The organism is Pseudoxanthomonas sp. (assembly GCF_002863005.1).
Lineage (GTDB): Bacteria > Pseudomonadota > Gammaproteobacteria > Xanthomonadales > Xanthomonadaceae > Pseudoxanthomonas_A.
The window spans coordinates 55,606-81,421 of the sequence record NZ_PKDG01000015.1 but is presented as its reverse complement, the minus strand read 5'-3'; the positions used below and the strand labels follow the sequence as shown (position 1 = coordinate 81,421).

Here is a 25,816-nt window from a genome sequence, read left to right as displayed (position 1 = left end):
TCACCTCTACCTTATCGCGGGCAAGAGCTTCTGGTTGAGAAGCTGGAATGTGAGCCTCGGTGCGTTCTGCACCTGATAGTTGGTCGTCGTGATGACCACGACCATCCGCTCCTTCGGGAATACGCGCACCGTGTTTCCTCCCGTGCCATTCATGGCATAGGAGTCGAACGACCGGCCGGCGCTGGTCTCATGATGGAGCCACCAAAGGTATCCATAGTCGATCCCTTCTTCGATGCGTGCATGCGGCCTTAAGGATTCCGCCACCCAATTGGCGGGCACGAGTTGACGGCCCTCCCACTGCCCTCCGCGACGATAAAGCTCGCCCAGTTTCAGGAGGTCTCGGCTGCGCAAGCCGAGGCCGCCGCCCGCCTGGGCCAGACCCAAAGGCGAGAACTGCCACTCGGGCGCATCGATGCCCAAGGGACCGAACAACCTGTCTTTTGCATAGTCCTGAAGCGGGATGCCGGTAGCGCCCTGAATGGCGGCACCCAATGTCGTGACGCCGGCGGTGCAGTAGCGGAAGCTACGACCGTAGGGCGCCCGTTCGGGAGGCGTCATCCAGGCGGCAAACCCCTGCATGGGCAAGTCCAGGTAGAACCCTACCCAGTCCTCTATCAGGTACATGCGCTCCTCATTGCCGCGCGACCACTGGTTCCAGTCGTCGCACTCGAGCAGCGACGACATGGTCATCAGGTCTCCGACCGTAATCGCCTGCTTGCGCGCATCTGGATTGGCGGGAGGTGCTCGGTTCAGTATCGGAAGTACAGGAGCATCGGGCCCGGCCATCTTTCCTTCGGCGATCGCAATGCCTGCCAGGATGCCGGCCACCGTCTTGGTGGCGGAACGCGTGTTGCGTCTCGCATCGCGCCCACCTTCGTCGAAGTAGCGTTCGTAGACCAAGGCTCCATCCCTGGCGACGAGGATGCTCGTGATCTGCTTGAACTCACCGGCGCCGACCGCGCGCTCCAGTTCGGCAAGCGCGGTCGGATCCAGGCCGGCCTTGGCCGGATCGGCCATGGGCCAGTCCTGCGACGTGTTGTCCTTGGCGATGACTACCATGGGAAGGGCGAGAAGAATGACTGCGCTACAAAGGCGTGCGTACATGCGGAAATCCTGAAGGTAGGGCCGAAGGGACTGGGTGGATGATGGTCTGCTCAGTGCCGCATGGCTTGCACGGCGACAACATGGCTATTCAGCCAAACCGTCGATAGAGGGAGGGGGAGCGGCCGTATGCGCGCTTGAAGAGACGATGGAAGTGGCTCTGGTCGGAGAACCCGAAGGCCGACGCGACCTCCGCGATGGAGTCACTGCCTCGGAGCAGTTCTGCGGCGGCGCGCTCAAGGCGAAGTTTCCTCGAGTATTCGACAGGCGTGCATCCGTGCCGCATCCGGAACACACGAGCGAGATGGACGGGATGGACATCGCAGATACTGGCGAGCCGGGCCATGTCGGCAGGCCTGTCGTGCAGATCCCGCAGGTAGGCCTCTGCCAAGAGCATCCATCCTGGCGTGCGCCGCACGTCGTCCTCCGGTCCACTGATCCCGGCCAGCAGTTCGTCCAGCAGGACCTGGGCCAGGCTGACATCGTCGTCCTGCCACGACATCATGGCGGTGGCAATTCCCGAAGCCAGCGCCTGGCCCGTTCGGCCGACATGGCGCGCGCCACGATCCAGGCGATCCCCCCACTGCAACCTCAATGACTCCGGGATCATCATCGTGACGAACTCACCCTCCAGGTCATGAAACCTGTCGCGATGGGTGGTACCGGGCGCGTTGTAGATGAGAGCGCCTTCCGGACAGGCAGAAGGACCACGCTGGGCGGACGTGATGTACTTCCCGCTCAACACCAGAACCAAGTGCGCCTCTTCGTGCGAATGCCTGGGCAACTCTCTGGCGGGGATCGTAGGTACAAGTCGCGCCAGCTGCACGCCACTGGGTAGCACGAGGATCTCTCCAGTGCCCGCGCAGCCGGCACGGCGAGCAGGCAACTGACCCGCCGGAAGCGCGACACCTTCAGTACCGGTCCGTTCTTCTCGAACGGGCAAGTCCTCCGTCAATACGCGCAAGCCCTGCTCCCCGCCACACTTGAGACGCGGCGATCCTGGCATCCACCAGGCGCAGCGCACACCGACAGGCGACGAAACCGGGAATAGGCCGATGCAGGCCTACTGTTCCGACGTGGATTCCATTCCATGGCTGCGCGAAAGCACGTCGCTATCCGCCGACGTCCGCTTCCGATCGAAGGCGGACGTGCCGACGGGATACCGTCTCAGTGCGGGGACCCCATTGGGCTCTGGGTGGATGAGCGGAACGTCGGCCACGGCGGATCGGGATGGAAGTGCTGGATCGATTTTCCGTCGTAGCGGAACTGGACGCCGCTGAAGTCCACCAGGCCCATCAGCAGTTCCTCGACGACGGTCCTCAGTTGCGCTTCCAGGTCTTCCAGTTCGCCTCCGGCATACCTGGGGACATAGCCGCGACCCAGATCCACGATCACTCTGCTGCTGGCGCGGTCGAATTCAACATGCACGGATACGTCCTTGCCCTGTCCCTCGATCCGCTTCTGCCGGTTGACTCGCGCCTGCACCTCTTCGGTCAGCTGCCGCTCGATCTCGAGGCGATCGGCCGTCGGCATCATGGCAGCGGTGGGTGCTAGCGCTGCTGCCGGCGCAGGTGCGGGTGCCGCGGCGACCGTGAATGCGGTGCAGAACAGAAGGCACAACGCACGTCGGCAAGCCGATCGTGTCGATGACGCTTTGACGATGCTTTTCACGCTGCCCACCTTCGATGATCCGCATGCGTAGCAGGCAGGCTGTAGAGGTACACGCGCTTAGTCAAACCATGGGACTGGCGTGTCGGATGTCGACCAGCAGCCACCCATCATTCCGCCTCACCAAGGCTGGCAACAAGCGCCCTTACCCGATCGCGCAGCTCCGCCAATTCGCGCGGACCGCATTCGCGCTCCATTTCTTGGACCAGCGCGTGGAACTGGGGCCAGAACTGCGCTGGATGACGCACGCGGCTCGTCCACTCGGGAAGCGCGTCGACCAGGTTGCGCCACTTCGCTTCGGTGGTGGGTCGTAGTTCCATGCCTGGTCTCACGTCGTGTAGACGACACGATGCAGCTTTCCATCGTCTACCAGTGGGATGTCGAGAGCGTCGCGCGCTATGCCATCCAGCATCACCGTCGGGTCACCCGACGTTCCCCGGGTGACGCTGATACGGTAGGTCGCGCTGCCGAAGCGGTATCGCACTTCGAATGCCTCCCATGCCGACGGCGTACGCGGATCCAGCGTCAGGACATCGCCCTTGCGTCGCACGCCCAGCACCGATTCGATCATCAACCGATACATCCAGCCGGCGGATCCGGTGTACCAGGTCCAGCCGCCGCGGCCGGTGTGGGGCGCCACCGCGTAGACATCGGCGGCCATGACGTACGGCTCCGCCTTGTATACCTGGACGGCGTCGGCATCCAGCGCGTGGTTGACGGGATTGATCATGCGGGCCAGTTCCCACGCACGCTCGGGGTCGCCGGCATGCGCGAACGCCATCGCCGCCCATACCGCCGCATGCGTGTACTGCCCACCATTCTCGCGCACCCCCGGGACATAGCCGCGGATGTAGCCCGGATCATGCGTCGTCCGGTCGAAAGGCGGATCGAGAAGCTGCACCAGGCCGGCCTCGCGCTTCACCAGCTTCGTGTAGAGCGCATCGAGGGCACGCTGGCCACGCGTGGCGTCGGCCACGCCGGAGAGCACCGACCAGCTCTGCGAGATCGAATCGATCCTGCACTCGTCGCTGCTGGACGAACCGATCGGGGTGCCATCGTCGAACCATGCACGGCGATACCACTCGCCATCCCAGGCGTGCGTCTCCAGCGCGACGCCGAGCGCATCCGCCTGCTCGGCGCACCAGCGCGCGACCTCCGCATCGCCGCGCGCCTCGGCCACGGGAATGAATTTCCGCAGCGTGTCCACCAGGAAGAAACCCAGCCAGACGCTCTCGCCGCGCCCGCCTTCGCCCACGCGATTCATGCCGTCGTTCCAGTCGCCCGTGGCGATCAACGGCAGCCCGCGCTCGCCCAGCAGACGGCAGCCGCGCCGCAACGCCAGGACGCAATGGTCGTAGAGCGTCTTCCGGAGTGCAGAGGCTGCCGGCATGTCGTAATAGCCTTCCTCATCGGGATTGACCTCCCTGCCCTCGACGAAACCGACGATCTCGTCGAGCACGGTACGGTCCGCGGTCACGTCGAGGTAGCGGCTGGTGGCCAGCGGCAACCAGAGATAGTCGTCCGAGCAGCGCGTCCTGACACCGCGTCCCTGCGGCGGATGCCACCAGTGCATGACGTCGCCCTGCGGGAACTGGTGCGCAGCGCTGGTGAGCAGGTGCCGGCGGCTCAGGTCGGGACGCGCATGGATGGTCGCCATCGTGTCCTGCAGCTGGTCCCGGAAGCCGAACGCGCCTCCGGACTGGTAATAGCCGCTGCGCGCCAGATAGCGGCATCCCAGCGTCTGGTAGAGCAGCCAGCCATTGGCGAGCGCGTCGAAGGCGGCATCCGGCGTACGGACCTGGACCGAGTCCAGCAGGCCCCGCCAATGGATGCGCGCCGCGTCCAGTGCATCGTGCGCGTCGTGCATGCCCTGCGGGCGACGCGCCATCGCCAGCGCGCTGTCGCGGTCCTTCGCCGCGCCCAGCCGGAAAGCCACCTCGCGTTCCTCGCCCGGGCCCAGCGTCATCGGCACCTGTATCGCGGCGCAGGGATCGAGCCCGACGCCGACACGTCCGCTCAACCGTTCGCGGCTCAGGGCGGCGGGACGGTGCAGACCTCCGTTGCGCCCCACGAATTCGATGCGGTCGGACGTCCAGCTGCAGCCGCTGGCGTCGGTGTCGAAGAACACCGTCCTGCCGGCGAACTCGGTGTTGAAAGGATTGTGCGCCATCAACGCACCGCTGACCGGATCCACTTCGGTCACCACGTGCATCCTGGACTTGTGGCGGAGGTCGCCCAGCACCCATTCGACGTAACCGAACGCCGACAGCGTGCGCATGCGGCCCGACACGTTGCGGATGCGGAGCATCGAGTGCTTGACCGCCTCGTCGACCCCCACATAGATCCACAACTCGGTGTGGATGCCGCGTTCCTGGTGTTCGTAGACGGTATAGCCGAACCCGTGGCGCGTCCGGTAGTCGCCGCTGCCCCGGCAAGGAAGCGGCGTGGGCGACCAGATCTCGCCACTTGCATCGTCGCGCAGGTAGAACGCCTCGCCGCCCAGATCGGAGACGGGGTCGTTGTGCCAGGGACTCAGGCGGTACTCGTGCGCGTTCTCGAACCAAGTGTAGCCCGGCGAACTCTCGCTGACGACGCAGCCGAACGCGTCGTTGGCCAGCACGTTGCACCAGGGGGCAGGCGTCGGCATGCCTTCGCGCGACACCACGACGTACTCGCGGCCGTCGCCGGTGAACGCGCCGATCCCGTTGTCGAACATGCGCTCCGCTTCCACCGGAAGGAACGGCCACAGCGCTTCCCGCTGCTCTTCGTCGCCTTCCCATGGCGCGGGAAGCCCGCTGCGCGGATCGACCCCTTCGTTCTCGTCGCCCGCGTCCGACGCAGGGATGCTCGACGCATCGTCGGCAGCCGGTCGCGGCGCGAATGCGGCCGGCCAGGGCTTCGGCGGGACCAGCCGTCCGAGCTGCGCGGCCAACGTGCCTTCCCGATCGTCGATGAGCACGCGGGCGACCGCCTGCAGCAGCGTCCGATCTTCCTGCGACATGTTCTGCGCGGGCCGCACGAAGATGCCGCCCGGCCGATCGAGGACGGAGGCCTCCGCGTCGGCCGAGATCATACCCAGGATCTGGTCCTGCAACTGCTGCCGATAACCGGCCTTGCTGTCGTTCCAGATGACCAGATCGGCGCGCAGTCCCTTGAGCCGCCAGTACGCATGCGCCTGCACCAGTTGCCGCACCACCTCGATGTTGTCGGCGTCGTGAACCTTGAGCAGCACGATCGGCAGGTCGCCGGAAATCGCATGCCCCCACAGCCCCGACTGGCCGCGCTGGTTCTGCTGCAGGACATCCGCGGGCGCACGCAGATGCGGATTGGCGTAGACCACCAGGCTGGCGAGCCGCTCGTACAACTGCGCCTCGGCGACGGTGGCGTTGATCTGGCGACGCACGACCTGGCTGTGCGTCCATGCGAGATCGAAGACGCGGTCGGCCAAGCGACGGTCGCGATAGCGGTCGATCAGCGTCTCGCTGGCCTCGCGACTCGCCGCCACGCCGTAGACCATGTCGACCTGCACCACCTGCTCCGGTTCCAGCGTCACCCGCACGCGGATCGCCACGATCGGGTCCAGGACGGAACCTTCGCTGTCGGACAGCGCCACTGCGCCCGTCAAGGCCTTCGGCGCACGCGGGGTATTGCCGCGACCGAGGAATGCCGACCGGTCCGTCTCGTAGGAGATCGTGGCGACGTCGGCATCGTGCACGGCGACCAGGTGAACCAGCCACGGCGGCACTTCATCGTGCGCGCGCGGCCGCCGCGTGCACAACAGCGCCTGCTTCTCGCGCACGATCTCGGTCTGCACGAAGAGGTTGCTGAACGCCGGGTGCGCGTCGTCCGACGCGGGCGGCGCAAGCACGACTTCCGCGTAGGTAGTGATCTCGATGGTGCGCGCGCGGCGGCTGCGATTGGCGATCTTCAGCCGCCTAAGCTCCATGTCGTCCTCGGGCGAGATAGCGATTTCGAGGTGGCTTTCGTAGCCGTGCTTGCGGCCCCGGAATTCGGCCTTGGCATCGGAGAAGATGGCTTCGTACTGGTCCACCTGCACGCAGGTCGGCTGGTGCGCCGCCGACCAGAATTCCCCGCTCTCGATGTCGCGCAGATAGCAGAAGGTGCCCCAGGCATCGGTGGTGCCGTCCTCGCGCCAGCGCGTGGTCGCCATGTCGTGGTGGCGGCTGTAACCACCCCCCGCATGGCTCAGAAGTCCGTGATAGCGTCCGTTGGACAGGAGTTGCACTTCAGGACGCGGGCCTTCCGGATCGCGGATGACCCGCAGCACCGCTTCGCCCTCGCCCACCGGCGTCCGGGTCTCCAGCGTTTCCACCTCGTGGGGATGGAACACGCCCACGCGCGGAATGCGTTCCTGCAGCAGGAGCAAGGTCGCCTGGAACTCCGCATCGGCGACGAAACGCCGTTGCATCGGCTGGTTGCCGAGCAGGTGCACCAGCGACAGGAAGCCCATGCCCTGGTGATGCGCCATGAACGAGCGCAGCAGGACGCACTCCTGCCCCGGCGGCACGCGCGACGGCGTGTAGTCGATCGCCTCGTACAGGCCGAAGCGTCCGGAAAATCCCAGCGCCTGCAGGCGCTGCAGGTTCTCGCAGGCCGCTTCGGGGTTGACCATCAGCGCCATCATGCTGGCGTACGGCGCGACCACGCTGTCCTGGCTCAGTCCGCGCTTGAGGCCGAGGCCGGGCACGCCGAACGCCCGATACTGGTAGTTCATGCGCGTATCGACCGCGTTGTATCCCGACTCCGACACACCCCACGGCAGTCCCACGTTCCTGCCATGCTGGATGTGCGCCTCCACCGCGTTGTGCATGGTCTGGTCGAGCAACGTGTCCGGGTAATCCGGCATCACCAGTTGCGGCATCAGGTACTCGAACATCGAGCCGCTCCAGGAAAGCAGCGCGGGCATTCCATTGACTTCGGTCAGCAGGCGACCGAGCGCGAACCAGCTCTCCTGGGGCAGCTGCCCCTGCGCAATGGCGACGAACACGCCCAGGCGCACTTCCGACGCGAGCAGGTCGTAGAAGCTGTTGTCCAGGCGGTGATCGTCCACGTTGAAGCCGATCGCCAGGAGGTTCCTCGAGCGGTCGTACAGGAAGCCGTATTCCATCAACGAGAACTGCCCGGCCAGGTGCGCAAGCCGCTCCAGCTCACGGATGCGTTCCCGCGCCAGCCGCGACGCCCTCGCATCCTCGCCCGAGGTGGCGAGTTGCCGCAGGCTCGGGATGGTCCGGCCGGGCGACGCGCCGGTGCGCGGCAGGGCCGCGTCCGGAAAGAAGAGCGCCAGCGCCTCCACAGCACCGGTGCAGGCATCGCTCAACGCCTGCGGCCAGTGGCGATCGCCGGGCGCCATGTCGGATGGGGCCGGCCAGGCGGCCAGCAGATTCGCGGCATGCGTCTGCAGGCCGGTGAGCGAGGACATCGCCTGCTCCAACGAGAGGGTGCTATCCGTGTCGATGGCTGCAAGGCCGCCCCTGAAGGCCGCCAGTTCGAGGGTGACGGCGGCGCTCCGCGCAGGCAGCGAAGCCGCTTCTTCCTCGACGATACCGAAGGTATCCGCGATGCCGCCGAACGTCGTGGGCGCCAGGATCGGCGCATCGACCATCGCCAGCAGTCCCTGCCTCAACGTCAGCAGATGCCCGGCCAGGTTGCCGCTGTCCACCGTGGAAACGTAACGCGGCGGAAGCGGCTGCAGGTTCGAGGTGTCGTACCAGTTGAGGAAGTGACCGCGGTGCCGGGGCAGCTGCTCCAGCGTGTCGAAGACGTTCCGCGTGCGCTCCGCGACTGCGCCCGCCTGCAGGTAGCCGAAGTCCCAGGCGGCGAGATTCGCGAGCAGGGACAAGCCGATGTTCGTCGGCGACGTGCGCCGGGCCACGACCAGCGAGGGATGTTCCTGGATGTTGTCGGGCGGCAGCCAATGGTCCTCTTGCCGGATCCACGTCTCGAAGAACGACCACGTGCGGCGCGACAGCTTTCCAAGGAAAGCGCGCTGGGGCGGACTGAGTGCCGCATCCTCGCGTTCTGGCGGATGGCTCAGCCAGGTCATCACGGCAGGGGCCCACATCCATGCGAGCAGCAACGGTCCCGCGATCGCCAGCACGTCGGGCCGCAGCCACAGCAGCAGGAATGCGATGCCGACCGCGATCACCGAGCCCGGCAACATGCCGCGCCAGTCGGCGCTCCGGTCGCCGGCCAGCGATCGCTCCACTTCGCTGGAGGGGTTCCATTGCAGCAGGTGGCGGCGGCTGATGCCGAGCCGCCACAGCGTGCGCACGATGGCGCCGCCGGCCAGCCACGCTTCATGGGCGAGGCACGCCACGTTGAGCGCGGCGCGCTGGAGGGAACGCGCCGTCGCGCGCCCGACCTGCACCCAGTGCGACTCCGCCGGCGTGTCGTCGGGCAATGTCATCCCGTCCTTCAGCGCCGAGAGGATCACCGGCGCGAACCACAGCGCGAGCACGATGAGCGTCCACGCCAGCGGCTGGGGCGCGTGGACCCATCCGATGACGAACAGCGCCAGTGCCGCCATCGACACCAGGCTGCGCCGGAGGTTGTCCAGCAGCTTGCCGCGCGAGAGCCAGCTGAGCGGATTGCGTTCCCACGTCCCGTCGGCGGTCGGGATGCGCGGCAGCAGCCACGGCAGCAGCTGCCAGTCGCCGCGCATCCAGCGTGCCCGCCGCTTGGTGTCGGCCGCATAGCGGTCCGGATAGTCCTCGTACAGGCGTACGTCGCTCACCAGGCCCGCGCGGGCGAAGCAGCCTTCGAGCAGGTCATGGCTGAGGATGCGGTTCTCCGGCAGGCGTTCCGCCAGCACGTGCTCGAAGGCCGCCACGTCGTAGATGCCCTTGCCCACGAAAGAGCCCTCGCCGAACAGGTCCTGGTAGACGTCCGAGACCGTCCGCGTGTACGGATCGATGCCCGGCTCGCTGCCGAAGACCGTGGCGAAGCGCGACGGCCTGCGCCCGCTCAGGCTGCTGCCGACACTGGGTTGCAGGATGCCGTAGCCGCGGATCACCACGTTGCGTCGCGGATCGATCACGGGACGGTTGAGCGGATGCGCCAGCGTCGCCACGAATTCCCGGGCTGCGTCCCGCGGCAACCGGGTGTCGGTATCGAGCGTGATGACGTATTTCGCGTGCCGGAGCGCCGAGGCATCGCCCACGATGCGCATGAAGGGCGCCTGCTCCCCTTCCAGGATCAGCGCGTTGAGCGCGGACAGTTTCCCGCGCTTGCGCTCATACCCCATCCAGACGCCTTCGGAGGCGTTCCATTGCCGCGGCCTGTGCAGCAGGAAGAACCGGTCCAGCGTCTCGGGGGCGTACCGCCGGTTGAGCCGTTCGATCTGCGCTGCCGCGTACGCGACGAGCGCCTCATCGCCGGGCATCGACTGGCTGGGCGCATCCAGGAAATCCGTGAGCAACACGAACCTGAGCTGCGCATCGCGATTGGCGAGGAAGCGCACCTCCATCCCTTCGACCAGGCTGTCGATGCCTTTTTCGCTCGACAGCATGGTCGGCACGGCGACGACGGAGCGACAGGTGTCCGGTATGCCGGTGCTGAAGTCCATCCGTGGCAGCGGACGGGGCGCGACGAGCAGCGTCGCCAGCCAGTTGACCAGCGCGATGCCCAGCTCGCTGAAGACCACGATGGACAGCGCCACGACGATCCACAGGGGAACATCGCCATAGCCGCTGGCCACGAGCGCCCACGTCGCCAGCGCGATGATCGCGGCGATCGGGATCAGATACGCCAGCAGCGGATAGTGCCGTGGGCGGAGTCGCGCGCGACGGTAGCCCGGCGCTGCCCTGGCCACGACCTCGCGGGTGCGATCCAGTCCGTCGTCCAGCAGCCAGTACCCCACATGCCCGGTCTGCGGGCGCGGCATGTCAGGCATGTCCGGCCCATCGGGCCCGGCATGGTCGCGCGCGAGCGTGACCACCACGCCGGCCACGTCCTCCTCGGACGCACCACTGGAACGTGCGATCTTCTCGATCACGTGCCGGTAGGCGTCGCGCGTGCCGAAATCCATCAGGCCGTAGATGCCTGCCGGGTCTTCCTGCAGGCGCCGGTCCACGACGCTCATGTCTTCCACGAAGCGTTTCCAGTCCATCGTGGCGAGGAAGCGCAGGCTGCCGATGCTGTTGCCGATGGACACCTGGTCGGCGGCCTGCTGCTGGCTTTCGGCAGTGACCAGCTCATCGATCCGGTAGCCCGCGGCTGCGACCCATTGTTCGAGCCAGGCGCCCGGCAGCGCCAGCGGCCCGGTGCGGCTATCGAGCCGGCGGATCAGCTCGGCGACGAATGCGCCCGTCAGCGGCGGCGTGGAACGCGCCATGTCCGCCACGATCAGCACCACGTCACCGGGCGCGTCGATCGCCGCCCGGTTCAGCCGCCTTGCCCACGTACTGGCCAAACGACGATGCGCGCCGTCGCGCATCACATGCGAGGCCATGCGGCGCAGGTTCTCGATCAGCGCGAGGCGCAGCATGATGGGCACGGCCCATAGTTCCCCCATCTTGAGGGGCGCAACGATTTGGTAGCCTGCGATGAAGCGACGCAGCGTCTCTCCATCGATGCGTCCGTCACCGTGGGAGACCGCCTCGATCGTCAGCGCATACACCCGCGGCAGGCCGCGCAGGGCGCCCTGCGACAGCGAAGGCAGCTGGCGGCTGTAACCCGTGGGCAGGTGGCGCCGCGCCAGCTGGATCTGCTCTTCGATGACGTGGTAGTTGTCCAGCAGCCATTCGCCGGCCGGCGAGATCCTCAGTTCCTCGCGAACGAGATCGTTGAGCAGGTCGTTCGCCTCGCCGAGCAATTTCTGGTTCGACTGCAGCCGCGCCAACAGCCGCTCTTCCGTCGGCTCCATCTTCACCTTGTGCGCATGCGCAAGCGACCGGCCGTACGCCTCCATCTGCTCGACGCTGAGCAGTTGCGCCCGGAGGGGCTCTTCGCCCTTGGCGACGGGATCGACGGGGAAGCGGGTACGGCGGAATCGCTTGAGCCGCCGGCGCAGGCGTAGCCAGCGTCCGAAGGTGCGCCTGAAGTTGGTCATGAAGAACCTGTGGGGGCAGGAATGCCGGCATCGTCTCACCCGGCCCCACCCGCGACGCGTGAAGGCCCGCATGGCCGCGGGTTCCTGCTGCGCGCGACGATGCAGGCGGACCGCGGACTCGAATGCGCAACGGTCCGGACGGTGATAACGCGCGCCGCCTTGCCGGCTTCACGGCACCATGACGATGGACGGCGCACCCTTCATCACGATGACGTCATGACACGGAATGCAGCCATGCCTACGAATGCACTTGTTCTCATCATCGAGGACGACAGGCTCATCGCGGAATCGGTCGGTGCCTACCTGGAAGCACGAGGCATGGAGGTCGACTACGCCCACGACGGCGCGGAAGGCTATCGCCTGGCCACCGAGACGCGATACGACGCCATCGTGCTGGACGGGCATCTTCCCCGACTGGATGGGCTGGACATCGTCAACAGGCTCCGCACCGAGGCGCGCCTCTCGACGCCGATCATCATGGTCACCGGACGCGACCGCCTGGAGGACAAGATCACCGGGCTCGAACGCGGGGTCGACGATTACCTGACCAAGCCCTTCGCCACGCCGGAGCTCGAGGCGCGCCTTCGCGCCGTGATCCGCCGCAACCGCCGGGAACTGGGGCGCGAAGTGCTGAAGGTCGGCGATCTGTCCTTCGATCCCGCCTGCCATCGCATCCATCGCGCCGGCAAGGAGATCGAGGTGTCGCCCGTCGCCACGAAGCTGCTCAACATCCTGATGCGCGAGTCGCCGCGCGTCGTGAGCCGGCGGGAAATCGAACGCGAGTTGTGGGGAGACGACCTCCCCGATTCCGACTCCCTGCGCAGCCATCTGTACAACCTGCGGCGGGTCATCGATCGCGGTTTCGACAATCCGCTGCTCCATACCGTCCAGAGCGCCGGTTACCGCATGGCGGACATGTCGCCTCCCCGCAAGTCTGCCGGCAGCGCCGGCGTGAGCCAGGGCGCCGCCGCCTAGCCCGCGGAAGCACGGCGTGCCCCGCGCGTGGCCGACCGTGGTGGTGATCGCGCGCGTGGCGGTCGCGAGCTCCTGCGACCACGCCGCCTGGTGGATCCCTAGGCCGGCTTCTCCAGTACCTCGCGCACGCGTGCCGCGAGCTCCTGCAGCGTGAAGGGCTTTCCGATCAGGTTGACGCCGGGGTCCAGCACGCCGTTGTGGACGACGGCGTTGCGGCTGTAGCCGGTGGTGAAGAGGACCTTCAGGTGCGGCCAGCGCCTGCAGGCTTCGTTCGCCAGTTTGCGTCCGTTGGTCTCCGGCATCACCACGTCGGTGAACAGGAGGCTGATGGACGGCTCCGCTTCGAGGATGCGCAGTGCCGCCGCGGCGCTGTCTGCGGAGAAGACGCGGTACCCCAGCTCGGTCAACGCATCGACGGAGAACTGCCGTACCGCCGGTTCGTCCTCCACGACCAGGATGACCTCCTGCAACTCGCCGCGGGGCATCGGGTGCGCGCTCGGCACGCTCTCTGTCACCGCATGCGCGCCGAGCTGGCGCGGCAGGTACACCTTGACGGTGGTGCCGCTGCCGACTTCCGAATAGATCTTCACGTGTCCGCCGGACTGCTTCACGAAGCCATAGACCTGGGACAGGCCCAGACCGGTGCCACGCCCCACCTCCTTGGTCGTGAAGAATGGATCGAAGGCCTTCGCGATGACGTCGGCCGGCATGCCGCCGCCCGTATCGGATACCGCGACCAGCACGTACTGACCCGGCGCGATACCGGGGTTCGCTTCCACGTACCCATGGTCGAGGTAGCAGTTGGCGGTCTCCACCGTGACGCGGCCGCCTTCCGGCATCGCGTCGCGCGCATTCACGGCGAGATTGAGGATCACGTTTTCCAGCTGGTTGGGATCGGCGTGGGTTCGCCAGAGACCGCCGGCGAGCACGGTTTCCAGCTGCACGTCGCCCCCCAGCGAATGGGTCAGCAGATCCGACATGCCGGCCACCAGCTTGTTCGCGTCCAGCGACTCGGGTTGCAGGGGCTGCTGACGCGAGAACGCGAGCAACCGCTGGGTCAGCTGGGCCGCACGACGCGCCGCTTCCATCGCGATGTCCACGTAGCGCCTGGCACGCGCATCCTCCGGATCGAGCCGGCCGGCAAGCAGATCGAGCGGGCCGATGATCGCCGCCAGCATGTTGTTGAAGTCGTGGGCGATGCCGCCGGTCAGCTGGCCCACCGCCTCCATCTTCTGGCTCTGGCGCAGGGCATCCTCCACGCGCGTGCGCTCGGCCACTTCCTCGGCGACGCGGCTCTCGAGTCGTTCGTTGAGTTCCCTGAGTTGCGTTTCGGCGGCTTTGCGGCCCGTGACGTCGATCGCCACGCCCACCACCCGCGTGCAACGGTCGCCATCGAACAGGCCCCGGCCCTTCGCGGCCACCCAGCGCGTCACCCCGTCCTCCTTGCCGACCGTGCGGTACTCGACGTCGTAGAGCGCCCGCTGCGCGGGATCGGCCGCGGCGGCGAAGGCCACGCTGGTCCGTTCCAGGTCTTCCGGATGCAGGCCTGCGTAGAAGTCCTCCAGCGAACAAGGCACGTGCGGCGAAATGCCGAACATGGCCTTCGTCCGCGGCGGCCAGATGAGCAGGTCGTTGACCAGGTCCACATCCCAGAAGCCGATGTCGGATGCCTCGGTGGCAAGGCGAAGCCGCTCTTCGCTCTCCGCGAGCGCGGCCTGGGCGGCCTTGCGGGCGCTGAGATCCAGCATCGCGCCGATCATGCGTACCGGCTCGCCGGCGGATCCGCGCAGCACCGTGCCGCGGTCGAGAATGTCGGCGTACCCGCCATCGGCCCGACGGAACCGGTACTCATCCGTCCATGCATCGCCGCCGTGATCGATCACCGCATGGATGCCCTCGCTGACCCGCTCGCGATCGTCGGGATGGATGTTGTCCAGCCACCATTGCGCACTGCTCTCCAGCCGATCGTGGCCGAACAGCGTCGCCAGCGCTTCGTTCCAGATCACATGCCCGTCCACCATCCGCCAGTCCCAGATGGCGTCGCTGGTGGCAAGCGCGGCAAGGCGGTAGCGCTCCTCGATCTCCCGATGGCTGGCTTCGACCGCCTTCCGGTCGGTGATGTCGAGCGAGGCACCGATCAGGCCGACGATCTCGCCTTGCGCGTCCCGCAACGGCGCCTTGGTCGACAGCCAGAACGCGCGCCGGCCGTCGGGGTAGCTCACTTCCTCTTCCAGCTGCTCGATCCTGCCGGAGGCCATGATGCGCGCGTCCGCCGCCATGATCGCGGCGGCCTGCGCCGGGTCATCCAGCAGTTCGGCATCCGTGCGGCCCAGGTACTCTTCGGGCGGCCTGCCGATCAGCTCGGTCGTGCCGCGGTTGCCGATCAGCAATCGACCCTGCCTGTCCTTGGCGTAGACGACGCCCGGCACCGCCTCCACGAACGTGTTGAGCAGGCTCTCCGCGCGGTCGCGCGCGTCCTCGACGCGGCGCGCCTCGCTGATGTCGATCAGCACGCCGGGGAAGCGGACGGCGGCGCCGTGCGCGTCGAGATCCACCCAGCCCCGCGCCTCCACCCACCGCCACCCCTCCTCGCCACCGCGGGTCCGATACCGGTGCAGGTACTGGCCGCCCCGAGCCATCGCGTCGCCGATGGCGGCTTCCAGGCCGCCCTGATCCTCGGGATGGACGGACTGGATCAGGTCGTGCAGCTTCCATCGGTCTCCCGACGGTTCCAGGCCGAAGCTGCGCTCCAGGGCCGGATCCACCGTCACGGTGTCGGACTGCACGTCCCAGAACCAGGTTCCGATGATGGCGCCTGCGGCCAACGCAACGCGGACGCGCTCGCTGTCCAGGGTGTCCAGAGAAAGATCGGGGGATCGATGCGGCATCGGAGGGTTCCTCGGGACGGACCGGCAAACGGTGGGCGAACCCGGGACGGGACCGAGCGTCCCGCAGCCTCGGCGCAGTCTATACGAGCCGGCGCGGGTGCCGCCCGGCACGGCGAAACATCACAGCATGCGCCTCCGGCGTTCCGCAGCGGCCGCGGCGAGCGCGCATGCTGTCCGATCGCATGTGCAGGCATGGTCAACGCGACGCCAGGAGTCATGGGAAGCGCGGCACCGACACACGGTTGCGGCGATCGGTCGACAGCGCGCGTGCATCAGAGACCAGAAGCCCTACCACTCCGCGGAAGCAGGTGGACGGCGACCGAACGCTATCCGCTCGACGACGAAGCAGGCGCCTCGCCCATCCGCTCACCCACCCACACCTGCATGTCCACGGTCTGCAGCCAACCGTAGTTCGTCAGGAACGCCACGTCGGCGGCGTCGCGCCCGTGCGCGACCACGATCCGGCCACCGCGGGGGGCGGACTGGGTCGGGTCGAACGTGTACCAACGGCCATCCAGGAACGCCTCGAACCACGCGTGCAGGTCCATGGGCTCCAGGCCATGCAGATAGCCCACCACCATGCGGGCCGGAATTCGCAGGCTCCTGCACAAGGTGATCCCGACATGCGCGTAGTCGCGGCAGACGCCGGCACCCGCCTCGAGCGTGCCGAGCGCATCCGTGGTGGCATCGCTGACCCCGTACCGGTAGGCGATATGGGTGCGGATCCATTCCACGATGGCCCCGACCTGGCCGTTGCGCGGGTCCGCTGCGTCCACAATGGCCTGCGCCTGCTCGAACGCACGATCGCTCGGGCAGTAGCGGCTCGGCAGCAGGTATTGCAGCGCGTGATCGGGCAGCCGTGCCGCAGGTGTCGGCGCCACCCAAGGCGCGATGGCGATGTCCCGCTCGGTCTCGACCTCGAGCTCCGCGCGTATCCGCATGCGCCCGCGCGGCACCACGAAGCGCTGGCACAGATTGCCGAACACATCGACGTACTCCGTCGGCCGAACATGGGGATCGAAGGAATAGGATTCGCTGACCAACCACTGCGACTCGCCGCTGCGCGGCCGCAGCATCGCGACCACCGCGCAGTCTTCGAGGCATTCGACGGTCAATTCGCATCCGGCCAGCAGGCGCATGTTCGATCCAAGGGAAAGGGATTCACTGCAAACACGGCCGGCCCGGATCTCGCCGACGCTGCCGCACACCGTACCCGGACTGCGCACGCGTACCGGGTTGTCGACGTCGACGCCTTCCCGCGAAGGAAGTTCGCTGTCACGACGGTCGTCACGACCCACCAGAGGCGAAGCCCTGCTTCGGCATGCGAGGCACGACAAGGTGCGCGATCCAAGATAGTTTGGCCGGTGCAGTCCGGGCAAGTTTGGCCACCCGTCACAGCCGAGGTCGCTTGCGGCCCGTATATGGCATTTGCAAAGCCGTGGAAAGCTTTGCAGCTGACTCAGCAGCATCCGCCTGCTTGTCCAAAAGCTGAATAGTCTCATCAAGCGGCTTGAGAATACTCAAGAGATTGGTCTGATAAGAGGAGTCTAACGCTGCCACAATCTTGGCTCGCGCCAATTGAAGGCTGCCGATCTTAGCCGTGAGGCGCACCAGTTCTTCCAAGTATTCCGAGTTACCTTCCATAGTGACCTTCAACTACCTAGTGGCCGAACACTAGGCCCGGCTATGTGGCTTATCCACAGCCCATCATGTAGTGGGCTATCCCCTTGAGAAAGCTCGATCTTAGGGTCACTAGGTTAGCCTGGCAAGCCAATGCATAGGGGTTCTACCCCGTCTCCACGGACTGTTGGGTTAAGAGTCTAAAGGCCTGATCCTTGGCGTCGAGCCTTCGCTGGATGAGCGGATTGTGGAACCGCTCGATGTAGTCGAACACATCGCTCCTGGCCTCTGCCAAGGTCAGGTAGCGCCGGCGGTGAACCCGTTCGCGCTTGAGCTTGCCGAAGAAGCCTTCAGCCGCCGCGTTGTCCCCACAGTGACCCACCTCGCTCATGCTGCTGATGATGTGGTGGTCCTTCAGGAACTGCTGGTACTCAGCACTGGTGAACTGCGTACCGCGGTCGGAGTGCAGGATCACCGAGTTGCGATCCGATCGCTGCCAGCTCGCCATCATCACCGCCTTGAGCACCAAGTGCCGATCCTGCACCGGTGCCATCGACCAGCCGACGACCTTGCCGGAGTACAGATCCAGCACGGCGCACAGGTATAGCCAGCCTTCCCCTGTGCGGATGTAGGTGATGTCCACGACCCACTTGGTGTTGGGCTCGTTGGCGGTGAAGTCGCGGGCCAGATGGTTACGCACGAAGGTCGGGCGCACGCCCGAGCGCTTGTGCCGCCAGCGCCGCTTCTGCGGCACGCCCGACAGGTCGGCACCGGCCATCAACCTGGCGATCCGGTTGAGGCTGGCTGTCTCGCCCTCGTAGCCCAGCACTTCGTGCATGCGCGGTGCGCCCAACACGCCGTCGCTGGCCACATGATGCTCGCGGATCTTCACAAGCAACCGGGCATTGTCCTGATCGCGGGCACTGGGCGAACGCGACGCCCAGCCATGGAAACCGCTGGGCGAGACCTTCAGGCAACGACACATGAGGCGGATCGGGTACTGGTCGCGGTGGCGTCGGATCGCCTCGTACCTCAAGACGATTCCTTGGCGAAGAACGCCGCCGCATCGCGCAAAAAATCCCGCTCCTTCTTCACCCGCGCCAGTTCGAGCTTGAGCGCGAGCAACTCCTGATCGCGGGCCACGCCATTACCCGGGAACGCCTTCTTGCCGCCTGTCTCAAGATCACGGCGCCATCGGTGGATCTGGTTAGCACGGATGCCCAAGTCCCGGGCGATCTGCGATACGTTCGCGCCTGGCAAGCGGGCTAGGCCGACAGCCTCACGCTTGAACTCCTCGCTGTAACGCTTTCTCTGCTGCATGACACTCCTCCTGCCCCATCATGGGGCTTAACTGAAGTGTCCGTGTTAGCGGGGTAGAACCCAGGTCTATTCTGTTGAAAAACTCTTTACTGCTTCCAACCAAGTCGAAAGCTGCTGGGTTTCAGTACGGCTTGTAGCTCTGATCCTGTGTATATCCTGCTCTCGTGGCTCATTCGCCGAGGCATTTCCGGAACCACCGAGTTTTTCAACGGAATAGACCGGAAGCTGACATCAACTCCTACCATAGCCACATGACTTCAGTGATGAAGTGGCTTGAAGCCTGCCCAGCTATGCGTTTTGCATCGGATGCGGTCCACTAACTGGAAGATGCTCCAAAGGCGGGTCCCTGTGACCAGTTCTTTTGGCGCCGCTGCCCAGAATGGGTCGCGGGAGTGTCCGGCGTGTTCGGCAATCACTGCCCAACCGGTTGGCGTTTAGCAGTCTCAGCTTGCGCGACAAGGATGAGAGATTGTCTTCGGAGCAGTCCAGAACGGGGATCAGTCATGACCATGCCAGACGAGAGAACCAGGGCTTTGCTTTGGGCGGGAAGCTTCCTTATCGACATCGCCCAAGACCAGTCCCTTCCGCTGTCTCTTCGGCGAAGGGCCGTGACGATTGCCAGGCATTTCCCAACGATCGAGGACGTCGCCTGGATAGTCGGGTCCCTACGCGATTCGGTTCTTAGCATTGGGATGGCGTCACCAGAGAACGCCCTGCTTGAAGAAGCCGATCGGGACTTCACTCCTTTACGGCACTCCACAAGGCTCAGATGGCCCGGAGAGGATTGACACCCTCCCCTTGAAGACCTGGATTGGCAGGCGTAGGCTTTACCTGTGCCGGAAAGACCGACACAGCCACTGCCATGAGGGAGCCTCATGCGTCTTGATAGCCTGGTCCTGATAGGACAGTTCGCGCCGTTGCACAACGGCCATATCGCCTTGCTCCGCCGCGCGCTTGAGCGCGCTGATCGCGCCATCGTCCTGATAGGGTCCGCTGGACGCGCCCGGAACAGCCGCCACCCATGGACCGCCGCCGAGCGCGAGCAGATGATCCGCTCCGCGCTGCCGACCGAGTCGGCCCGCATTCTGGTCCGTCCGCTTCGGGATCACCTCTATAACGAGAACGCCTGGATCGCTGCCGTCCAGTCGGCTGCCCGGGATGCCCTAGGTGCCGACGGTTCGGGATCCCAGCGCATTGGTCTGATCGGCGGCCCAGAGAACGCAGGTGTGGACTACCTGCGCGCCTTTCCGCAGTGGCCCCGCGAGGAAGCCCCCTTTGTCGACGGCCCACGGGCCGGCGAACTGCTCGACAGCTTCCTGGAGGACTCGGCCGAAGGCATGGCCATGATCCGCGCCCACATCCCTACGGCCGTCGCCGATCTACTGACCAGCTTCCGAGAGACACCGGCGTATCGCAGCCTGGTAGAAGAGCGACGCTTCGTAGAGCGCTACCGCCAAGGCTGGGAGTCTTCTCCCTATCCCCCCACCTTCGTGACGGTCGACGGCGTCGTCGTCCATTCCGGCCATGTGTTACTGGTCGAGCGCGGCGCCCAGCCGGGCAAGGGGCAATGGGCACTTCCCGGAGGCTTCGTACGAGGCGACGAGCGTCTGCTCGATGCCGTCATACGTGAACTTCGCGAAGAGACCCGGCTGAAGCTGCCGGCACCGGTCTTGCGGGGATCGCTCCGCGCCCAGGAAGCCTTCGACCATCCCGAGCGCTCGTTGCGCGGCCGCACGATCACCCACGCATTCCATTTCGAGTTCCAGGCAGGCGAACTCCCCCCCGTAAAGGGTGGAGACGACGCGGCTAAGGCTCGCTGGTTCCCGCTATCAGAATTGCGAGCCATGGAGTCGCAGATCTACGAAGACCACTTCTACATCATCGAGCGCTTCATCGGCACGCTCTAGGCAACACGCGTTGCGCGGTCGCGACCCTCCGCGCCGGAACCGGAAAGACCGGATCCGTCACCCCTGGAAGGACCTTCCGAGGAGCACATCATGTTTGGTATCCGCTACGCCAAGGTCAGCCCCACCACCTACCTGATCCAGTACCGCAACGGTCAGCCGGTCCGCGAAGGCACGGGCCTAGCCTTCTTCTACTTTGCCCCCAGTGCCTCGCTGGTCTCCATTCCCATGGAAAGCGTGGACGTGCCCTTCATGTTCCGCGAGGTCAGTGCGGACTTTCAGGAGGTCACGGTCCAAGGGCAGGTCACCTACCGCGTGGCCGATCCGAAGCTGTTGGCATCGCTGATGAACTTCACGCTCAAGGCCAACGGCAACGAGTACGTATCGGAGGATCCGGGCAAGCTGCCCCAGCGTGTGGTCAATGCCGTCCAGGTCCAGCTGCGCGCCGCCCTGCAAGGCCAGAACCTGCAGGCACTGCTGCGCGAGTCCGAGGGGCTGGTACAAGCCGTGCGCGACGGCCTGCGCCAACCCGATGGGCTGCCCAGCCTGGGCCTGGAATTGGTCAGCTTGGCCGTTCTGGCCATCAAGCCGACGCCAGATACGGCGCGAGCGCTGGAAGCTACCGTCCGGGAACAGATCCTCAAGGACGCTGACGATGCTTTGTATGTCCGTCGCAATGCTGCGATCGAGCAGGAGCGCGCAGTCAAGGAGAACGAGCTCAACACCGAGATCGCCGTGGAAGCCAAGAAGCGGCAGATTCGGGAAACCCAGATGGAAGCCGAACGTGCCCTGCTGGACAAGCGCCAGCAGATCCAGGCCCAGGAGATGCAGGGCCAGATCTCGCACGAGAAGGAGAACGAGACGCTCACCGAACTACGCGCCGCCAATGCCCGCCGCGAGGCCGATGCCAAAGCCTATGCGATGGGCGCCTTGGTCAAGACGGTCAGCGCCGTCGATCCGAAGGTGCTGCAGGCGTTGGCGCTGGGAAGTGCCGAGCCCGGCACGATCATCGCGGCGGCCTTCCAAGAACTGGCTCAGAACGCCGGCAAGATTGGCGAGCTGAACATCTCGCCAGACCTGTTGCAGCAGCTCACCCACCCGGCAGCCCACACTGCGAGGAAGTAAGCCATGGACGCCCTGCAGAACCGGATCATCCTGGTGACGCGGCGCACACGGCTTGAGGATCTGGTTGCTCGACTGAACACCGTCGAGCAAGCCAAGTTCTATGTCGAACACTTGGGTGCCGACTTCTCCGACTACGAAACCGAACATGCCGTCTACCACCGCGCCGTGGAGTCGGCAGAGTCCACGCTCCGCCTGTATGGCCGCGTCCAGCGGTTGGAACGCGGCCTGGTACCGAACTTCCTGTTCCCGCCGGACTGCCTGGTCGTGGTGATTGGGCAGGACGGCCTGGTGGCCAACACGCTGAAGTACCTCAACGGCCAACCCGTCATCGGGGTGAATCCCGAACCCCAACGTTGGGACGGCGTGCTTCTTCCGTTCAAGGTTCAGGACCTGAAGGCGCTGATCCCGGAAGCGCAATCAGGCAAGCGACCTACCCGCTCCGTCACCATGGCGCGCGTCAGACTCAGTGATGGCCAGGAGCTGCACGCGGTCAATGACCTGTTCATCGGTCCGCGATCGCACGTGTCCGCGCGTTACACGATAGAGATGGACGGCCGGCGGGAAGCCCACTCATCCAGCGGCATCATCGTCTCCACCGGCATGGGTTCGACCGGTTGGTTCCGCAGCCTTCTGACCGGCGCCCTGGCAATGGCCGGACCTGCCAGCTCGGAGGAGCTCAAGCTCCTCCAGCACGCCGGGTTCCCTTGGGAATCGAACCACTTGTACTTCACTGTTCGAGAGCCGTTTCCGAGCCGTAGCTCGCAAGCAGAACTCGTGTTCGGGCGAATCGAAAGAGGGACATCGCTGCAGCTGACATCAGCGATGCCAGACTATGGGGTGATCTTTAGTGATGGCGTCGAGAGTGACTTCCTTGAGTTCAACTCCGGCATTCGAGCTGATATTGGAGTCAGCTCAAAGAGCGGAAATCTAATTCAATGACGAAGTTAGTAAGCTCGGTCTAGATGACACCGCACCCCCCCGATGGGGCAATTCAAACCACTCGACGGACGCATAGTTCTCTATTTCACCACTTCCATCATCTTTCCAAAACTGTCCACGACGTCGTACCGAACATTGCTCGGGGCAAGCCGCTCGTTCATGTCTGCAAAGAACTTACGAGCGCATGTGATCTTGGTCTTCTCGATCTCCCGCAGGTCCATTGAGGACATGGATCCCTTGGTCTCGGCGACGAAATAGATATGCTTGACCTGCCCTTCCTTGAAGCTGATCGCCCAGTCGGGGTTGTAGTTGCCGACTGGGGTGGGGATGAAGAATCCCTTCGGCAACTTGGCATAGACCACCACGTCGGTGCTAGCGTCCAGCTCCTTGACGAATTGACGCTCAATATTGGAGTCGGTCAGGACGTAGTCGTAGATGTGGTGCTGGAGCTTGTCGCCGGCCTTGCTCAAGTCCTGCTTTGTCTGCCCGGCAGTGAAGATGTCCAAGTCGTAGCTGTCATCCACCGGGTCGTAGGCGAGGTGTTCGACGATCACCGCGGCCTTTTGCTCGTTGATAAGACGAACAGCCTCGGCGATGAAGCTCTCCGGGTTGGTCCTGAACTGGGCGAATACCGCCACGTTCATCCCTTTGATGATCTCCGCTACCGTGCGACGGGTGAGCTGCGTACCCTCTGCGATCTTGCCGATCAGGTCGTAGGGCACGGCTGAGTGAATTGAACTGCGGTGGTTCTCCGTCTTGTTCTCGGAGATGCGGAAGCTCTTTCCATCGTCCAGCTTGTCGTAGGTGATTTCGTCTTCCTGTTCGCCCGCCTGGATGACGTACTGCAAGGGCGTGACCCGCAGGCCTTCGTCCTTGTGGTTGATTATGTCCACGGCTTTGCGAACCAGCTCGTCGCCGTTGAAGTGCACGCTATAGGCTGCTTTGCGATTGATGCGCTGCCAGAGCGCCTTGAACTCCTGCTTCTCGAAGTTCTGGTTGGGCGATAGCTGCTTCAGGTTGCGCCCATTCTCCGGCGTGGGAATCTGGCCTTCCGTAAACACGCTGTCGATCAGCTGAAATACCTGCTCGGCATGCGGCAGAAGCTCTTCCGGCAATTCAACGAGAGCGCCCTCCTTCTTCGCCTCGTGATACTTCTCGGTGATGTTGCGCTTCTTGTCAACGTAGCCGTTCTGGATGAGGTAGAACTCGATGTCGGTCGCCATGTCGGCGGTGACCGTTACGTCGCCGCTCGGCGCCTTCAGTACCTTGCCAATGAAATAGGTCTTGTCTGCGATCCTGGGGCGTGTGGACAGCGAGGCACTGATGTCTGCCTGCAATGCAGTCACAAATTCCTTGTAGCTCTCGCTTGCCACCACGGTGAGCACATTGATGTCGTGGACGTTGCCGCCATCCATGCGCTCGCCTTGCTGGTTTACGGACAGGCGCAAGCCGCGGCCGACTTCCTGGCGGCGTGAGATTGTGTTGTCGCTGTGCTTGAGGGTACAGATGACAAACACGTTGGGATTGTCCCAGCCCTCGCGCAGGGCCGAGTGGGAAAAGATGAAGCGCACCGGGGTGTCGAAGGACAGCAAACGTTCCTTGTCCTTCAGGATCAGGTCGTAGGCATCGGCGTCATTGGACATGCCGGCGTTCTCGCCGCGCTTTTCTTCGTCCGGGTCGATCAGGCGCTTGCTCTTCTTGTCGATGGAGAAGTAGCCACTGTGGGTCTTTTCCACCGCGATGGACTTCAGGTACTTCGTCCAAGGTGTTTCTTCCAGTTCCAGAACCTCGTTGAGGTAGAGGTTGTACTCGTCCTCGAAGATGTGGGCGTACTCGCCCTTCTCGTCCTGCTGGGTGTAATCGCGGTACTTCACGACTTCGTCGATGAAGAACAGCGACAGAACCTTGATTCCTTGCTGAAACAAGGCCTGTTCCTTGTCGAAGTGCGCCTTGATGGTCTCTCGGATCTGGATGCGGCGCAGGGCGGCTTCGTTCACGTCACCAGTGGCATCGCCAGTGGTCAGCTCCACGCCATTGGTGAAGCTGAGGGTATCGGTGACCGCATTGATGTCCGAGACGACATAACCCTCACGGTACTGGTCGAGGCCTTCGGAACAGTCGAACAGGTTGTCGCCCTTCTTCAGCTTTCGCACGATGCGCTTGATACCGCCACCTTTGAGCTTCTGCTCGAACTCGACGCGTGCTTCTGGCGGCTTCTTGGGCGAGATGTGGATCGATTGCAGGTACAGGTAGGCGTTGGTGCCGGCTAACCCCTTCATCGTGACGCCGCGTACGGCGATCTTCTTTACCAGCTTCTGGTTGTAGGCGTCCAGCGCATCCAGGCGGTGGATCTTGTTGTGCGTTGTCTTGTGCGTGGCCGAGTAGCGCAGCACCGCTAGTGGTTTGAAGTCGGCAAGCGAATCCAGCGTCTTCGCACCCTCCATCTTCTGTGGCTCGTCCAGGATCAGGATCGGGCGATTGGCGTTGATAACGTCGATTGGTTTTCGTGACTGGAAATCGTCCAGTCCGACCATTTCGGTCTTGCCGTTGGGAAGCGTCCTCGGCGTGCCATAAATGCGCCTTGCGTCCGCGCCCTTAGCATTGAACGCCTGCACGTTGATGACCATCACGTTGATGCCGGCATCGGACGAAAAGCTTTCCAGCTTGTGAAGCTGCTTGGAGTTGTAGATGAAGAACCGTGCCTTCTTCTGGTACGACTCCAGCAGGTGATCGGCCGTGATTTGCAGCGACTTGGCCACGCCCTCGCGGATGGCGATCGATGGCACCACGATGATGAACTTGCTCCAGCCGTACTGCCTATTCAACTCGAAGATGGTCTTGATGTAGCAATAGGTCTTGCCCGTACCTGTTTCCATCTCGACATCGAGATTGATGTCGGCCACCTTGGTCTTCACCAGTTTGTCGGATATCGGCAGGTTCTGGCCGCGCTGCACCATCTGGATGTTGTCCAGAAGCTGCTTTTCGCTGAGGAACAGATCGGCATTGCGGAAGCCGGCATCGCTGGCGACGGTGCTGCCGATGGTCTGGCCCTTGGCCTGCTTGCCGGGATCGATCCGATAGCTGATCGCCTCGGGGCTGGCCGGCGGCTGGCCCTTGAAGCAATCCACCACCGCCTGCACGGCGGCGGTCTGGTAGGCCTGGGTTTTGAATTTGAGCTTCATGGCTGTCCGGGGCCTCTTTCTGCT

The 25,816-nt window shown here is 64.7% G+C and carries 15 protein-coding genes; 5 read left to right on the top strand and 10 right to left on the bottom strand.

Annotation, left to right across the window (positions count from 1 at the left end; translation table 11 throughout):
• Positions 1-6: 6 nt before the first annotated feature.
• The 5 genes from CYU89_RS05365 to CYU89_RS05345 form a co-directional block, all read right to left on the bottom strand.
• Positions 7-1,104: a serine hydrolase gene (locus CYU89_RS05365; protein WP_296279199.1), complete on the bottom strand. Its 1,098-nt coding sequence runs from the start codon at positions 1,102-1,104 to the stop codon at positions 7-9.
• An 88-nt stretch (positions 1,105-1,192) separates the two neighbouring features.
• Positions 1,193-2,107 (bottom strand): AraC family transcriptional regulator, encoded by a 915-nt coding sequence (locus tag CYU89_RS05360; RefSeq protein WP_296279198.1) that lies wholly within the window; start codon positions 2,105-2,107, stop codon positions 1,193-1,195.
• Between the two features lie 161 nt (positions 2,108-2,268).
• Complete coding sequence (locus CYU89_RS05355; protein WP_296279197.1) at positions 2,269-2,637, bottom strand: hypothetical protein; 369 nt, start codon at positions 2,635-2,637, stop codon at positions 2,269-2,271.
• Positions 2,638-2,879: 242 nt separating this feature from the next.
• Complete coding sequence (locus CYU89_RS05350; protein ID WP_296279196.1) at positions 2,880-3,089, bottom strand: hypothetical protein; 210 nt, start codon at positions 3,087-3,089, stop codon at positions 2,880-2,882.
• A gap of 8 nt (positions 3,090-3,097) precedes the next feature.
• A complete protein-coding gene (locus CYU89_RS05345) occupies positions 3,098-11,839 on the bottom strand; it encodes a glycoside hydrolase family 94 protein (protein ID WP_296279195.1) in 8,742 nt (2,913 codons plus the stop codon).
• A 234-nt stretch (positions 11,840-12,073) separates the two neighbouring features.
• Between CYU89_RS05345 and CYU89_RS05340 the strand changes: the two genes are divergently transcribed.
• On the top strand, positions 12,074-12,814 hold the full coding sequence (locus CYU89_RS05340) for a response regulator transcription factor (RefSeq protein ID WP_296279194.1): 741 nt from the start codon (positions 12,074-12,076) through the stop codon (positions 12,812-12,814).
• Positions 12,815-12,912: 98 nt separating this feature from the next.
• Here CYU89_RS05340 and CYU89_RS05335 read toward each other — a convergent pair whose 3' ends face one another.
• The 4 genes from CYU89_RS05335 to CYU89_RS05320 all read right to left on the bottom strand — a co-directional run bounded on the left by CYU89_RS05335 (position 12,913) and on the right by CYU89_RS05320 (position 18,642).
• Positions 12,913-15,702 (bottom strand): PAS domain-containing protein, encoded by a 2,790-nt coding sequence (locus tag CYU89_RS05335; RefSeq protein WP_296279193.1) that lies wholly within the window; start codon positions 15,700-15,702, stop codon positions 12,913-12,915.
• Positions 15,703-16,028: 326 nt separating this feature from the next.
• The gene (locus CYU89_RS05330) at positions 16,029-17,000 is read right to left on the bottom strand and encodes a transglutaminase family protein (protein WP_296279192.1); all 972 of its coding nucleotides are present in this window, start codon (positions 16,998-17,000) and stop codon (positions 16,029-16,031) included.
• Positions 17,001-17,094: 94 nt separating this feature from the next.
• Entirely contained in the window at positions 17,095-17,346 is a 252-nt protein-coding gene (locus CYU89_RS05325) for a hypothetical protein (RefSeq protein ID WP_296279191.1), read from the bottom strand.
• 142 nt (positions 17,347-17,488) lie between these two features.
• Positions 17,489-18,642 (bottom strand): IS3 family transposase gene (locus CYU89_RS05320; protein WP_296279190.1). Its coding sequence is split into 2 segments (ribosomal slippage): positions 17,489-18,402 and positions 18,402-18,642, totalling 1,155 coding nucleotides; the frame shifts between segments, so codons are not numbered across the junction.
• A 461-nt stretch (positions 18,643-19,103) separates the two neighbouring features.
• On the opposite strand from CYU89_RS05320, the gene CYU89_RS05315 reads away from it, so the two are divergent.
• The 4 genes from CYU89_RS05315 to CYU89_RS05300 all read left to right on the top strand — a co-directional run bounded on the left by CYU89_RS05315 (position 19,104) and on the right by CYU89_RS05300 (position 22,610).
• Complete coding sequence (locus CYU89_RS05315) at positions 19,104-19,430, top strand: BPSL0761 family protein (protein ID WP_343125243.1); 327 nt, start codon at positions 19,104-19,106, stop codon at positions 19,428-19,430.
• An 87-nt stretch (positions 19,431-19,517) separates the two neighbouring features.
• Positions 19,518-20,549 carry a bifunctional nicotinamide-nucleotide adenylyltransferase/Nudix hydroxylase gene (locus CYU89_RS05310; RefSeq protein ID WP_296279189.1) on the top strand — a complete coding sequence of 344 codons (1,032 nt, stop codon included), beginning with the start codon at positions 19,518-19,520 and terminating at the stop codon, positions 20,547-20,549.
• Between the two features lie 90 nt (positions 20,550-20,639).
• Positions 20,640-21,671, top strand: a complete 1,032-nt coding sequence (locus tag CYU89_RS05305) for an SPFH domain-containing protein (RefSeq protein ID WP_271250823.1) — start codon at positions 20,640-20,642, stop codon at positions 21,669-21,671.
• 3 nt (positions 21,672-21,674) lie between these two features.
• Complete coding sequence (locus tag CYU89_RS05300; RefSeq protein WP_296279188.1) at positions 21,675-22,610, top strand: sugar kinase; 936 nt, start codon at positions 21,675-21,677, stop codon at positions 22,608-22,610.
• Positions 22,611-22,690: 80 nt separating this feature from the next.
• On the opposite strand, the gene CYU89_RS05295 is transcribed toward CYU89_RS05300, so the two are convergent.
• The gene (locus CYU89_RS05295) at positions 22,691-25,792 is read right to left on the bottom strand and encodes a DEAD/DEAH box helicase family protein (RefSeq protein WP_296279187.1); all 3,102 of its coding nucleotides are present in this window, start codon (positions 25,790-25,792) and stop codon (positions 22,691-22,693) included.
• Positions 25,793-25,816: the final 24 nt, after the last annotated feature.